Below are 13,949 nucleotides of genomic sequence, written 5' to 3'. Positions count from 1 at the left end.
CATGTCCGGCTGGATCGTCCTCGGCATCCTCGTCATTCTCGTGCTGTTCGCCTTCGGCGCCTACAACCGGCTGGTGGCCCTGAGCCAGCGCGTCGGCCAGGCCTTTGCCGACATCGACGTCCAGCTCAAGCTGCGCCACGACCTGATCCCGAACCTGGTCGAGACCGTGAAAGGCTATGCCGCACATGAGCGCGGCACGCTGGACGAGGTCATCAAGGCCCGGAACGCGGCCATTTCGGCGCAGGGACCGGCCCAGGTTTCCGCCGCCGAAGGCCAGCTGTCCGGCGCGCTCGGACGGCTGATCGCGCTGTCCGAGGCCTATCCGGACCTCAAGGCCAACGCCAATTTCCAGCAACTCGCCGGCGAGCTCTCCGATATCGAGAACAAGATCGCCGCCAGCCGCCGCTTCTTCAACAATGCCGTGCAGGAGTACAATACCGGCATCCAGCAGCTGCCCGCGGCGCTGTTCGCCGGCACCTTCGGCTTCACCCGCAAGGAATTCTTCGATCTCGGCACCAGCCGGGCGGAGGTCGAGACCGCGCCCAGCGTCAAGTTCTGAGCCCGCGCCCTAGCGCCTGAAGGGCCCGACGCCATGGCTGCCTATGGTCTCTACACCCACATCGCGTCGAACAAGACCCGTTCGATGCTGCTGCTCGGCGGCCTGTTCCTGCTGATCTACGTGCTGGTGTTTGCCGGCGCGCTGATCGCGGAGGTCATGATCAACGGCAATGGCAGCGTCGCCTATTACATGAACGCCGCCACGCGCGACCTGATCAAAGCCTTGCCCTGGGCGACGATCGGCGCGGCGACCTGGATCGTGATCGCCTATTTCTTCCACCAGAAGATGATCGACGCGGTGACCGGCGGGACCGCGGTGACGCGCCAGGAGCAGCCGCGGCTGTACAATCTGCTCGAGAACCTCTGCATCTCGCGCGGCATCACCATGCCGCAGCTGAAGATCATGGACAGCCCGGCGCTGAACGCCTTCGCCACCGGGCTCAATCCGCGGCAATATTCGGTCACCGTCACCACGGGCCTCCTTGCCGCGCTCGACGACCAGGAGATCGAGGCCGTGCTCGGCCACGAGCTCACCCATATCCGCAACGGCGACGTCCAGCTGATGGTGGTGGCCGTGATCATCGCCGGCGTGGTCGGCTTCTTCGGCGAATTGTTCTTCCGCCTGTTCACCAACATGAGCTGGGGCGGCGGCTGGGGCCGCTCGTCCTCCTCCTCCTCCTCCTCGTCCGATTCCGACCGCAAGGGCTCCGGCGGCGGCGCCATCATCGTCGTGATCATCGCTGTGGTGCTGATCGTGCTGGCCTGGCTGCTCTCCCAGGTCGTCAAGCTGGCGCTGTCGCGCACCCGCGAGTACCTCGCCGATGCCGGTGCGGTCGAGCTGACCAAAAATCCGGACGCCATGATCAGCGCGCTGCGCAAGATCGAGGGCCGGGGCGAGCTGCCCGGTGCGACCTCCGCGGTGATGGAATTGTGCGTCGACAATCCGCGCGAGGGCTTCGCCGACCTGTTCGCCACCCACCCCTCGGTCGATGCCCGCGTCCAGGCGCTGATCAAGTTCGCCGGCGGCCATGACCCGGGCCCGCTGGCGCTGCCGTCCGAGACCGCCGCCACCGACGCCGAACCGGCGGACGAGACTGCTCCGCCTCCACTGCCCTCCGAGGGTCCCTGGGGCCATGCGGAAGCCCCGAACGCCTCGCCCGCTCCGGCCGACGCGCCTCAGGGTCCCTGGACCACCCCGGCCTCCGGTCCCTGGGGCCGGCATTGATCCCGAAGCTCGGGGCACGAATCGCGCGCGGATCGCGTCGCGCGTGCAGCCGTCCTGCCACTTCCTCTCAACTCTCTCCGAGCCGGAGCGGAGAATCCGGCCGGAAGGCTCCGGATTGCTCCGGCCTGTCGGGACGACGGCGCAAATTTCCCCCGTCCCGTGCTGCAATGAATTTGAATTCTCCAGCGTTTCTGCCATGTTCGCGCCCAAAGCAGAATGCAAAGCGCCGGCCCCCTGGCCGGCCTCAGGGCTGAAGGACTTTCCATGGCGAAACCGGCAGTGGTTGTGGTGGGCGCGGACAAGGGCGGGGTCGGCAAGACCACGGTGTCGCGGACGTTGCTCGATTATTTCAGCGCCAACAACGTCCCCACCCGGGCGTTCGACACCGAGCATCCGCGCGGCACCCTGAAGCGCTTCCACCCCGAGATCACCGAGATCGTCGACATGAACTCGACGCCGGACCAGATGAAGATCTTCGACACGCTGAGCGCGGTGGCGCCGTCGGTGACCGTAATCGACGTCCGCGCCGGCCTGATGTCGCCCACCCTCGCCGCGCTCCGCGACATCGGTTTCCTCGATGCCGCCCGCTCCGGTCAGATCACCTTCGCGGTGTTCCACATCCTGGGCTCCTCGATCGCCTCGCTCGACGAGATCGCCGAGACGGCGAGCTATATGATCGGCGCGAAATACTTCCTGGTGAAGAACTTCATCAACAACACCAGCTTCTTCGAGTGGGACCAGTCGACCTACAATTCCTACTTCCACCGCATCAAGGACGCGACCGAGCTGACCATCCCGAAGCTGAACGAAATGGCGTTCGAGCAGGTCGAGGTCGCCTCGGTGCCGTTCCTGAAATTCGTCGCCAACAAGGGCCCGCGCGACGAGGCGGCCAACTACTCCTTCGTGCTGCGCGGCTATGTCCGGCACTGGCTCGCCAATGTCTGGAGCGAGTACGACCGCATCAAGCTGACCGACATCGTCGGCTCGACCAAGGCGGCGCCGCCGCGGCCGGCCGGGGAAAAATAGTACCTCCGTGAATGATGGGGCTTTATCGCAAGCACGTTTGACCTGATATAGGTTGGATGCCCGCGACGCCCGTCTACATCGTCTGCTCGCCCCGGCCGCAGTCCGGGAAGACGCTGCTCGCGCGCGTGCTGAGCGAGTTCCTGCTGCTCAAGAACGGCCAGGTGCTCGCCTTCGACGTGACCCTGCGCGAGCCGTCGCTGCTCGATTTCCTGCCCCAGGTCACGGAAACCGCGACCATCGAGGACACCTACGGCAAGATCCAGCTGATGGACCGGGTGATCCTCAACGACGGCATCCCGAAGGTGATCGACCTCGGCTACTACTCGTTCGACGAGTTCTTCAAAATGTCCGAACAGATCGGCTTTTTGAAGGAGGCTGCACGGCGGAACGTGGTCCCGATCGTGCTGTATTGTGCCGAGGGCGACCGCGTCTCGATGCGCTCCTATGACGCCCTGCGGCGGCAGATCCCGAAGGCCCAGCTGATCGTGGTCGAGAACGACCACGTGCTGCGCGAGGAGCTGCCCCAGCTGTACAGCCGCAGCAAGCATCTGAAGATCGCAGCGCTGCCGGCGTTCCTGAAAACCTATATCGAGCGCTACTCGTTCTCCTTCACCGGCTACCTGCGGCAGGAGCGCGATCCGTCGACCGAGCTCTATCAATGGATCCGGCGCAATTATTATGCGCTGCGTGAGATCGAGACCGAACTCCTGATGCAGCGGTCCTGACGCTCCCTAGACTAGACGAGCGTCTCCTGAGAACCGGTCGTTTCCGTGCCGAGTTCTCGCCGTCCCCACCGCTGTCATGCTCCGCGAAAGCGGGGCATCCAGTACTCCGCGGCAGAAGAGAGTCACCGAGGCGTCACAGCGTACTGGATCGTCCGCTTTCGCGGACGATGACAGCCGGGGTTACATGATCAATGTGCCAGGACTTCAGAAGCGCTCGTCTAGTGGCCCTCGAACGAGATCAGCGTGCGGACGGGCACGTCGAGCGCCCGCAACTTGGCGGCGCCGCCGAGATCCGGCAGGTCGATGATGAAGCAGGCCGCCACCACCGTGGCGCCGATCTGCCGCAGCAGCTTCACCGCGCCTTCGGCCGTGCCGCCGGTGGCGATGAGGTCGTCGACCAGGATCACGCGCTCGCCCGGCTGCACCGCGTCGACATGCATCTCCATCTCGTCGGTGCCGTATTCCAGCGCATAGGACATGCTGACCGTCTTGTGCGGCAGCTTGCCCTTCTTGCGGATCGGCACGAAGCCGGCCGAGACCTGATGCGCGACCGCGCCGCCGAGAATGAAGCCGCGCGCCTCGATGCCCGCGACCTTGTCGATCTTCGAGCCGGCCCAGGGATGCACCAATTCGTCGACCGCGCGGCGGAACGCGCGTGCGTCCGCCAGCAGCGTCGTGATGTCCCGGAACAGGATGCCCGGCTTCGGATAGTCCGGAATGGTGCGGACCGTGTTCTTGATGTCCAGATCGAACGTCATCGTGCACTCGCTACCTTATTTGGCCGTGACCGCGAGGAATCCGTCATTGCGAGCGAAGCGAAGCAATCCAGGGCCACGAAAACAACTCTGGATCGCTTCGTCGCTCGCGCTCCTCGCGATGACGGCAACCACCTGTTACCCCGGCTGATTGAGCCGGAACGCATTCTCCACGATCCTCAAACCCACGGCATCGCCGAGCGACATCAGCGATTCCGGGTGGAACTGCACGCCGCCGACCGGCAGCGTCTTGTGCTCGATCGCCATCGCCACGCCGTCCTCGGTCGCCGCCGTCACCGTCAGCACCTCCGGCATGCTGTCGCGCTCGACGAACAGCGAATGATAACGGCCGATGACGATCTCGTTCGGCAACCCCTGCATCAGGCGGCCGCCGCGCACCTGGACCCGCGACGGCCTTCCATGCGCCGGCTGAGCCAGCTGCCCGAGCTGGCCGCCGAAATACTCGCCCATCGCCTGCACGCCCAGGCACACGCCGAAGATCGGCAGCTTCTTGGCAAGCGCCGCGTCGATGGTGGTCGAAATCTTGAAGTCCTCCGGGCGGCCCGGCCCCGGCGACAGCACGATCAGATCCCAGCTGCGCTCGGCCAGCATCTTCAGGGCGTGGACGTAACGCACCACGGTGACGTTGGCGCCGACCTGGCGGAAATAATCGGCCAGCATGTGCACGAAGGAGTCGTCGTGATCGATCAGCAGCACGTTCTTGCCGGAGCCGGTGGCGTCCGGCGCGGTCGAGGACAGCGGCTTCGGCGGATCGCCGCGCAGGGCTTGGAACAAGGCCGCCGCCTTGACCTGGCACTCGCGATCCTCGGCCGCGGGATCGGAATCGAACAAACAGGTGGCGCCGACGCGGACCTCGGCAAGCCCGTCCTTCATGCGGATGGTGCGGATGGTCAGACCGGTGTTGATCGAGCCATCGAAGTTCACCGCGCCGATAGCGCCGGCATACCAGCGCCGCGGCGAGCGCTCATGGTCCTCGACGAACTGCATCGCCCACAGTTTTGGCGCGCCGGTCACGGTCACGGCCCAGGCGTGGGTCAGGAACGCGTCGAGCGCGTCGAAGCCCGGCCGCAGCATGCCTTCGACATGGTCGACGGTGTGGAACAGCTTCGAATAGGTTTCGATCTGGCGGCGCGCGAGCACCTTGATGGTGCCGGGGACGCAGATGCGCGCCTTGTCGTTGCGGTCGACGTCGGTGCACATGTTGAGCTCGAACTCGTCCTTCTCCGAGTTCAGGAGCTGGCGGATCTGCTCGGCATCGCCGATGGCGTCGCGGCCGCGGGCGATGGTGCCGGAGATGGGACAGGTCTCGACCCGACGGCCGTCGGAGCGGACGAACATTTCCGGCGAGGCCGAGACGAGAAACTCGCCATCGCCGAGATTCATCAGGGCGCCATAGGGCGACGGGTTGATGCGGCAGAGCCGCTGGAACACTTCGGCCGGCGAACGCTCGCAGGGCTCGGCGAACAGCTGGCCGGGCACCGCCTCGAACAGATCGCCGCGGGCGAACGCCGCACGGGCCTTCTCGACCGTGGCCTGATACTCTCCGGGCGCGTGGTCGGCGAAGCCCTGGCGCGGCTCCTTGAGATAGACGCTCGCGTCGGTTTCGCGCGGCAGAGCGGAGGTCGACTGGCCGTTCCAGGAAAAATCGTAAGAAAGGACCACGCCGCGGCCGGTGGCGCGGTCGTAGGCCAGCAGGCGGTCGGGCACATAGAGCACGATGTCGCGCTGGTCTTTCTCGCGCGGCCGCTTCTGCTCGAGATCCTCGATCTGAAACACGAGGTCGTAGGCGAAGGCGCCGAACAGGCCGAGCAGCGGATCGTCATTGGCCGCGAGCGCCGCGATCATCGCCCGCACCAGCGACATCACGCTGGCGCGCCGCGTACGCTGGTCCTCCTCGACCGGCGCGGGCCCGCGGACGATGTGGCCGGCCAGCCGCGCCGGGGAGGCCTCGGTGATCACCACGCAGGGCTCGCGCAGCGTGTCCTTCAGGAACGCGATCAGCACCTCGCCGCGGCGGTTCAGCGCCTGCAGGGTGAAATCCGTGCCCTTGGTCTCAAGCACCAGCGGCGGATCGGCGAATCCGAGATCGAAACTCTCGTAGCGGCCAGGCACGGTCGTGCCGGAGGACAGCACCACGCCGCGGCGGCGGTCGAGCAGGTCGATCAGGTCGTCGAGCCGGCTGGCGCCGCCGGAAAACTGCTCGACGGCGCGCGTGATCGCGAGTCCGCTCGAGGTGCGGTAGTCGCTGCGGGCCGGAAGGGCGAAAACGGTCCTGTTCATGGGGTCCTCTTGGGCGTCCTCTTACGGAATTTGCCGAGGAAACGCCACACAGGACCAACCGGAAGCCGCCGCTGCGTGGCGGCCCCTCTGCGATCGAATGTCAAATGAATCGCACCGGCCACCTTTTACAAGGTGCGCCACCAGAGACGGGCTGGGCGGACGAGGGTGCTCATGGGACGGAACTGACCACGGGCGGAGGCCGCGGTCAAGGGCGGCAGGGCCACAGGTGGGGGGTAGGATGAGGCGCCAGATCAGCAGAGGAGCCGCGAGTCGGCTGCCCAATACAGTGCCCTCGCCCCTTGTGGGAGAGGGCATGTGCGGCCCATCCGCGAACGCGGTTGGGTGAGGGGTCTCTCTCAACGAGTGTCGCTTGCAGAGGCATACCCCTCACCCAACCGCAATTGCCGCTCTGTCCTACATGCCCTCTCCCACAAGGGGGCGAGGGCGCAGTCACGCACACCGGCCGGCGAGGCGAAGGCGAGAGCCTTGGCTGTGCGAGAACGGAACATGCATCGGCATTCTCGCGACATGTCTGCCCGAGTCATGATCATCAATCCCGCCCTCTCCAAGTCGAGGGCGCGGGGAAGGCCGGGCATCGGCTGATGCCCGTGGCCCGCCTGCAGCAAAAAAGCAGGCGGCTGTCACCACAGGTCAGCCGGACGACCGGCCTTCCCTGCGCGATGGTCACGCACTCTCCCCGGGGACCGGGCTTGATTGCCCCCGTGACCGGCGGGTCATCATCACCACCAGAGTAGCCTCAGCATCGGGAGGCCAGGACCATGCGACTTCGCCGTGCGCTCAAGCCCACGCGCTCGTCGCGGCCGGCGTGCTGGAGCGCAGCGCGCAACGTGGCGGCGACGGACATGTTGAAGACGATATGAAGGATCGATTCGGGAATCGTGATCTCCTTTGCCAGACGTGCGTTCAGCTGGGGCCAGTCATGCCGTTTCCTTCGCGCCTCATCGCCACGCGAGCTTGCTGAAGCGCACCGATGACCCGATCGAGTTCTTCGGCCGCCATGAAGACCTCGATGTCTCCGTCAGTGCGCGAAGACAGCACCAACCCGACGCTGTCGCCGACGACGCGAACCAGCACGCATGCATCGTCACCAGAGGATGTGTCTACGAACGTGATAGGGTCGATGGTCATGCGAGATCCAACATCGTTTGCCAGGTTAGCAGATATCGAGGGTCGTTGGCTTCGACATGCCACCAAACTGACGGTGCGCTCCCCTCCCCACAAGGGCAGGGCTATCGCATATGACCAATCTGAGTTTTTCGCGAGACCGTCTCCACATCGTCATGCCCGGGCTCCGTCCCGGGCATCCACATCGTTCTCAGCATGCCGTACGACGTGGATGGCCGGGACAAGCCCGGCCATGACGACGTGGGGACAGACGAGCGCAACACTTCGATCGTCAAATGCGACAGCCCTGCCCGCAAGGGTGAGAGGAGTTCACCGATATCGGGGGGAGAGGTTGCATTCAAGCTTGACGAGATGAGCCCTCGCGCACCGTCCAACAGCCGGTTTCAAGTCCCCGGCCTCACCAGCCCGAGCTCCGCAAACTTCTGCTCCGTCGCGACCACCGCGTTTTCGTACACCTCGCCGCGCTCGACGAAGTAGTTGAAGTAGCCGGCCGGCGTCTCCGGCTGAATCTCGACGAGATCGACGCTCTTGTATTTCGGATCGGTGATGACACCCGCCGCGATCAGATCATTGATGCGCTTGAGCGCGTCGACCTCGGCCTTGTAGCCGACCGAGAACCACATCTCGTACGTCCAGTCCTGCACCTCGAACCAGTTTTGCGGCACTTCACCCTGCCATCCCCCAGCGAGCGGGCGGACGGCGAAGATGCGGTCGAAGCCGTGCAGCTCGGAGACGATGCAGGCGCGGTGATAGGCTCCGTCCATCTGTCCCTCGGGCAGCGTGGTGAAGCCGTACAGCGACAGCCATAGCGCCGCCTTGATCGCCTCCGGCGTGATCGGGCGGATCGCGCGCTCGGCCGAAACGTCGGAGGCGTAGCGGCGGTCGCGCTTGGCCGCCGACTGCAGCGCCTTTGCGCCATGGGCGTTGGGAATCGACTTCTCCGACGGCAGCAGCGCCCGCGCGGCGTCGTTGCCATAGAGGCAGCCTGTGCCAGTCTCGGGATCGTAGGTGTTGAACACGACGCCGATCGGGGTGCCGTTCAGCGTCTCCGCGGCGTGCATGAAATCGGCCTCGCTGCGCACCGGGACATATTGCTGGGCCGGCAGCAGCCGGTCGGCGATCACGTTGAACGGTCCGTCGCGCCAGTCCGGCCACGAGACGAACCGCGTCAACGCCTCCGCATAGGCCGGCCGAAACACGCCGGGATAGCCGAACATCACGGTGCGCAACTGCGAAGTGGGATCACGGAGACGATCCGAAGAGATCAGCTGGTCGCGCAGGTCCAGCCCCTGCAACCACGCCGACAGCACCAGGATCTGGCCCGAGGTCGCCGTGACCAGATCGGGGGTGACGCCCCAGGCCCGGGCGGTGTCGAGGAAGCCGGCACCATGGGCGTTCAGGCCGCCCAGCCCGGCCAGCGCAAAGGCCACACGCACGGCTCTCTCCGTCAGCAGAAGCACCTGACGATGCTACCTCAGATTGCTTTTGCAGCGCAACGGGCAACACCCCGCTGTTCGCCGTGCGAACGCAGGACAGGGCCCGCGAACATGATCACCGCGCCAATCCCCCGCAAATCCACGGTGATTCGCGGGCATATGACGTCGGCAAGAGGCGTAAAAACTGCAGCTGCCGGCTGTGACCGACATCACAACCTCATGTTGCGCGCGTGCGCACAGCCTTTTTCACCTATCCGCGGTTGCTCTGAGCCCAAAAAGTTACATAACTTGGCTCGGCGCGAGGGCAACACTGTTGTCAATCTGCAATAGTGTGGCAATGATTGGTTAACCATATTGAATTACCTTGGTTAACATGGCTCGCGGCAAACAGCCTTCCGTGTCGCATGCGCTCCCGAAGCAGCAGACGCTGCTCGATTGCTTCCTCGAGGCGCAGGCGAAGAGGACGAAGCGTCGACGGCGATCCGCCGACGGGGCGGCCAGCGCGGTCTCTGCGGATCCGACGAACAACGGTTCGGTCGGCGACGAGACCGAGCCCCTGCCGACCGACGCCGAGACCGCCCGCGCGGTCTGACCCGCGCGGTTCGGTCGTTCGGCGCGAATCCCTCAGATCATCCGAGATGCTTGTGGAAGAACGCCGTGGCGCGGCCCCAGGCGAGTTCGGCCGCAGCGCGATCGTGCACCGTCATGCGCTGCTCGTTCACGAAGGCATGCTCGGCATCGTAGCGATACAGCTCGAGCGATTTACCCGCGGCTTGCATCGCTTTCTCGAAACCATCCACCAGCGCCGGCGTGCACCAATCGTCCTTGTTGGCGAAATGCGCCTGTAGCGGAATCTTGACGTCGGCGGGCTTGGCCGCCTGCTCCGGCGGAATGCCGTAGAACACCACGCCGGCGGTGAGCTCGTCGATCCGGGTGGCGCCGATGATCGTCACCGCGCCGCCGAGGCAGAAGCCGGTGAGTCCGACCTTGGCACCGTTGCGCGCCAGATATTGCGCGGCGCCGCGCACGGTCTGGGTGGTCGCATCCATGAAGTCGAGCGAGTTCATCTCGCGTCCCGCGGCGTCCGTGTCGTGATACGGCACCACGGTGCCCTTGTAGAGATCGGGCGCCAGGGCATTGAAGCCGGCCAGCGCGAAGCGGTCGCACATCCCCTTGATCTGGTCCTGCAGGCCCCACCATTCCTGAATGACGACGACGCCCGGCGCATCGGCCTTTGCCGCCTTGGCGAGATAGCCCTTGGCCTCCTGGCCGTCGGGGCGCTTGAAGCTGATCAGGGTGCCCATGTGGTCCTCCGTCGTTTCTGATTGGGAATTGGGCATGCGGTTTACCGCAAATCCCGTGACGGTGCGACAACAGGCGCGCCGGCTTCGCTCGAACGTGAGCGCATGGGCCATCCCCTCTTCCCCCGTCATCCCGGGGCGCGCGGAGCGCGAGCCCGGAATCCATAACCACGACTGACGATGAGGATCCGGAATCGGCGTGACGCCGTTCTTCGCCACGTGCCGGCCTGTGGATATGGATTCCGGGCTCGCGCTCCGCGCGCCCCGGAATGACGGAGAGAGTGCGCTTGTGGCTCGGAAGCTTCCGGCTGGAGGCGGCTACGCGCACTACACCGGCATCGCGCGCGGCGCGAACAGGATCACGGCCATCCCGGCCAGGCAGATCAACGCGCCGGCGACGTCCCAGACATCCGGGCGATGGCCTTCGACCAGCCAGCCCCACAGCAGCGCCGCCGCGATGTAGATGCCGCCATAGGCGGCATAGGCGCGGCCGGCGAGCGGGCTGTCGGCGAAGGTGAGCAGCGCGGCGAAGCCGGCCAACGCGGCGATTCCAGGCAGCAGCCACAGCGGCGACTGGCCGAGGCGCAGCCAGGACCAGAACGCGAAGCAGCCGGCGATCTCGAGAACGGCGGCGCCGGCGAAGGCCAGCAGCGAGGACATCCGGTGAACTCCCCTTTTGACGGCTTCGCTTGGGCAACAAAAAAGCCCCCGGAGGGGCTTTTCCGTCTCGTCGGCTCGTTGCCCCGCTCAGTGAGCGGCGGCCCAGACACGCTTCTTGGTGAAGTACATCAGGCCGGCGAAGATGATCAGGAAGATGAAGACCTGGTAGCCGAGGCGCTTGCGGGCTTCCATGTGCGGCTCGGCAGTCCACATCAGGAAGGTCGCGACGTCGTGGGCGTACTGGGCGACGGTCGTGGGCGAGCCGTCGTCATAGGTCACCTGGCCGTCCGAAATCGGCTTCGGCATCTTGATCGCGTGGCCGGGGAAGTACTTGTTGTAGTACGAGCCTTCCGGAATGGTCACGCCGTGCGGCGGGTTGTCCTCATAGCCCTGCAACAGCGCGTTGATATAGTTCGGGCCCTGCTCCTGGAACTGGGTGAAGAAGTCGATGATGAACCAGGGGAAGCCGCGCTTATAGGAACGGGCCTTGGCGATCAACGACAGGTCGGGCGGAGCGGCGCCGCCATTGGCGGCACGCGCGGCCTGCTCGTTCGGGAACGGCGACGGGAAGTAGTCCGCCGGGCGGCCCGGACGCTCGAACATGTCGCCGGCGTCGTTCGGACCGTCCTTGACCTTGTACTCGGCCGCAAAAGCCGCAGCCTGGGCCGGCGTGTAGCCGGGACCGCCGGGCTCGGCGAGGTTGCGGAACGCCACGTATTGCAGCGAATGGCAGTTCGAGCAGACTTCCTTGTAGACCTTGAGGCCGCGCTGCACGGCGCCGCGATCGAAGGTGCCGAACGGACCGGCAAACGACCACTTCGCCGACGGCGGGTTCTCCTGCCCTTCGCTGGCGCGGGCGTCGCCCATGCCGCCGGCGAGCAGCGACACTGCCGCGACCAGCGCGATCACCGCCGAGACCATTGGCGCGGCCTTGCGGCCGGACTTCGCCAACACGTCGTCGGCGATCGAGTTCGGCAGCGGCCGCGGCGTCTCGATGCGGGCGAGCAGCGGCAGCACGATCAGGAAGTAGGCGAAGTACAAGACCGTCAGGATGCGGCCGAGCACGACGTAGACGCCCTCCGGCGGCTGCGCGCCGAGATAGCCGAGGCCGATGCAGACGATGAAGAAGATCCAGAAGAACTGCTTGCCGAGCGGCCGGTACTTGTTCGAGCGGGTCTTGGCCGAGTCGAGCCAGGGCAGGAACACCAGCACGATGATCGCGGCAAACATCGCCACGACGCCGGCCAGCTTGTTCGGGATCGAGCGCAGGATCGCGTAGAACGGCAGGTAGTACCATTCGGGCACGATGTGCGCCGGGGTGACCGCCGGGTTGGCCGGGATGTAGTTGTCGGCCTCGCCGAGATAGTTCGGCATGTAGAAGATGAACCAGGAATAGAAGATCAGGAAGCAGGTGACGCCGAAGAAGTCCTTGATCGTCGCGTACGGCGTGAACGGCACCATGTCCTTCTCGGTCTTCGGCTCGACGCCGGCCGGATTGTTCTGGCCGGCGACGTGCAGCGCCCAGACGTGCAGCACGACCACGCCGGCGATCAGGAACGGCAGCAGGTAGTGAAGCGCGAAGAAGCGGTTCAGCGTAGGATTACCGACGGAGTAGCCGCCCCACAGCAGGGTCACGATGCTCTCGCCGAAATACGGCACGGCCGAGAACAGGTTGGTGATGACGGTAGCGCCCCAGAAGCTCATCTGGCCCCACGGCAGCACGTAGCCCATGAAGCCCGTGGCCATCATCAGGAGATAGATGATGACGCCGAGGATCCAGAGCACCTCGCGCGGCGCCTTGTATGACCCGTAATAGAGGCCGCGGAACATGTGGATGTAGACGGCCAGGAAGAACATCGACGCGCCGCAGGCATGCATGTTGCGCAGCAGCCAGCCGTAATTCACGTCGCGGACGATCAGCTCGACCGACTTGAAGGCGAGGTCGGCGTGCGGCGTATAGTGCATCGCCAGGATGACGCCGGTCAGGATCTGCACCCCCAGCATCATCGAGAGGATGGCGCCGAACGTCCACCAGTAGTTCAGGTTCCGCGGCGTCGGATAGGCAACGAAGGACGAATGGACCAGGCCGATGATGGGGAGTCGCTGCTCGAACCACTTCAAGGCGGGGTGGCTCGGCTGGTAGTCAGAAGGTCCACTCATGATGCGTTCCTGAAAGAATTATCTTGCACGATCGAGCTTGAGCTTGCGGGCGTAACGTCCGCTCAGCCGATCTGGATCTTGGTGTCGGAAACGAACTGATAGGGCGGGACGGGCAGGTTCAGCGGCGCCGGTCCCTGGCGGACGCGACCCGACGCATCGTATTGCGAGCCGTGGCACGGGCAGAAGAAGCCGTCGTAATTGCCTTCATGGGCGATCGGGATGCAGCCGAGATGGGTGCAGATGCCGATCACGACCAGCCACTGCTCGTGACCGTCCTTGGTGCGCGACTGGTCGGTCGCCGGATCGATCAGGCTCGAGACCGGGACTGCGCGAACCTCCTCGACCTGCTTCTTGGTGCGGTGGGAGATGTAGATCGGCTTGCCGCGCCAGAACACCTTGATGTCCTGACCTTCGGCCACCGGCGTGAGGTCGACCTCGATCGGCGCACCGGCCGCGATGGTCGAGGCATCGGGATTCATCTGGGAGATGAAGGGCCACAGGGCGGCCACGCCACCGACCGCTGCGGTCGCGCCCGTGGCGACGAAGAGAAAATCCCGGCGTGTCGGATGATCCGCAGTAGACGCTGTCACGATTCCAACCCTTTCTTTCGTTGCAGCCGGCGCAACGCCCCGCTCGACGTGTCAGATCTCAACGTT

13 protein-coding genes are annotated in these 13,949 nt (G+C 65.3%); 5 read left to right on the top strand and 8 right to left on the bottom strand.

The genetic code is table 11. The features are described 5' to 3' along the window. Position 1: 1 nt before the first annotated feature. The 4 genes from HL666_RS03300 to HL666_RS03285 all read left to right on the top strand — a co-directional run bounded on the left by HL666_RS03300 (position 2) and on the right by HL666_RS03285 (position 3,534). Entirely contained in the window at positions 2-559 is a 558-nt protein-coding gene (locus tag HL666_RS03300; protein ID WP_172110831.1) for a LemA family protein, read from the top strand. Positions 560-592: 33 nt separating this feature from the next. Next, positions 593-1,783: a M48 family metallopeptidase gene (locus tag HL666_RS03295; RefSeq protein ID WP_172179861.1), complete on the top strand. Its 1,191-nt coding sequence runs from the start codon at positions 593-595 to the stop codon at positions 1,781-1,783. A gap of 264 nt (positions 1,784-2,047) precedes the next feature. Then, positions 2,048-2,809 carry a P-loop NTPase family protein gene (locus HL666_RS03290; protein ID WP_172110833.1) on the top strand — a complete coding sequence of 254 codons (762 nt, stop codon included), beginning with the start codon at positions 2,048-2,050 and terminating at the stop codon, positions 2,807-2,809. A gap of 56 nt (positions 2,810-2,865) precedes the next feature. Then, a complete protein-coding gene (locus HL666_RS03285) occupies positions 2,866-3,534 on the top strand; it encodes a hypothetical protein (RefSeq protein ID WP_172110834.1) in 669 nt (222 codons plus the stop codon). Positions 3,535-3,752: 218 nt separating this feature from the next. Here HL666_RS03285 and HL666_RS03280 read toward each other — a convergent pair whose 3' ends face one another. From HL666_RS03280 to HL666_RS03265, 4 genes are all read right to left on the bottom strand, one after another. Beyond that, positions 3,753-4,292 (bottom strand): adenine phosphoribosyltransferase, encoded by a 540-nt coding sequence (locus HL666_RS03280; protein WP_172133418.1) that lies wholly within the window; start codon positions 4,290-4,292, stop codon positions 3,753-3,755. Between the two features lie 135 nt (positions 4,293-4,427). Continuing rightward, a complete protein-coding gene (locus HL666_RS03275; protein WP_172179859.1) occupies positions 4,428-6,590 on the bottom strand; it encodes an anthranilate synthase component I in 2,163 nt (720 codons plus the stop codon). 924 nt (positions 6,591-7,514) lie between these two features. After that, positions 7,515-7,739, bottom strand: a complete 225-nt coding sequence (locus tag HL666_RS03270) for a hypothetical protein (protein WP_172179856.1) — start codon at positions 7,737-7,739, stop codon at positions 7,515-7,517. Positions 7,740-8,119: 380 nt separating this feature from the next. After that, entirely contained in the window at positions 8,120-9,172 is a 1,053-nt protein-coding gene (locus HL666_RS03265; protein ID WP_172133420.1) for a hypothetical protein, read from the bottom strand. 373 nt (positions 9,173-9,545) lie between these two features. Here HL666_RS03265 and HL666_RS03260 point away from each other — a divergent pair, with 373 nt between their 5' ends. Continuing rightward, on the top strand, positions 9,546-9,764 hold the full coding sequence (locus HL666_RS03260; protein WP_172133252.1) for a hypothetical protein: 219 nt from the start codon (positions 9,546-9,548) through the stop codon (positions 9,762-9,764). Between the two features lie 37 nt (positions 9,765-9,801). Here HL666_RS03260 and HL666_RS03255 read toward each other — a convergent pair whose 3' ends face one another. The 4 genes from HL666_RS03255 to petA form a co-directional block, all read right to left on the bottom strand. Then, positions 9,802-10,476: a dienelactone hydrolase family protein gene (locus HL666_RS03255; protein WP_172110839.1), complete on the bottom strand. Its 675-nt coding sequence runs from the start codon at positions 10,474-10,476 to the stop codon at positions 9,802-9,804. Positions 10,477-10,800: 324 nt separating this feature from the next. Next, the gene (locus tag HL666_RS03250; protein ID WP_172133421.1) at positions 10,801-11,133 is read right to left on the bottom strand and encodes a YnfA family protein; all 333 of its coding nucleotides are present in this window, start codon (positions 11,131-11,133) and stop codon (positions 10,801-10,803) included. An 87-nt stretch (positions 11,134-11,220) separates the two neighbouring features. After that, positions 11,221-13,293 (bottom strand): cytochrome c1, encoded by a 2,073-nt coding sequence (locus HL666_RS03245; RefSeq protein WP_172133422.1) that lies wholly within the window; start codon positions 13,291-13,293, stop codon positions 11,221-11,223. Positions 13,294-13,355: 62 nt separating this feature from the next. Continuing rightward, positions 13,356-13,886 carry a ubiquinol-cytochrome c reductase iron-sulfur subunit gene (petA, locus tag HL666_RS03240; protein WP_311975694.1) on the bottom strand — a complete coding sequence of 177 codons (531 nt, stop codon included), beginning with the start codon at positions 13,884-13,886 and terminating at the stop codon, positions 13,356-13,358. Between the last annotated feature and the right edge of the window lie 63 nt (positions 13,887-13,949).

It is taken from the genome of Bradyrhizobium aeschynomenes, from assembly GCF_013178945.1.
GTDB classification, from domain to species: Bacteria; Pseudomonadota; Alphaproteobacteria; order Rhizobiales; family Xanthobacteraceae; genus Bradyrhizobium; species Bradyrhizobium aeschynomenes.
The sequence above is the reverse complement of the archived record's forward strand: the minus strand, read 5'-3'. Positions and strand labels throughout refer to the sequence as shown.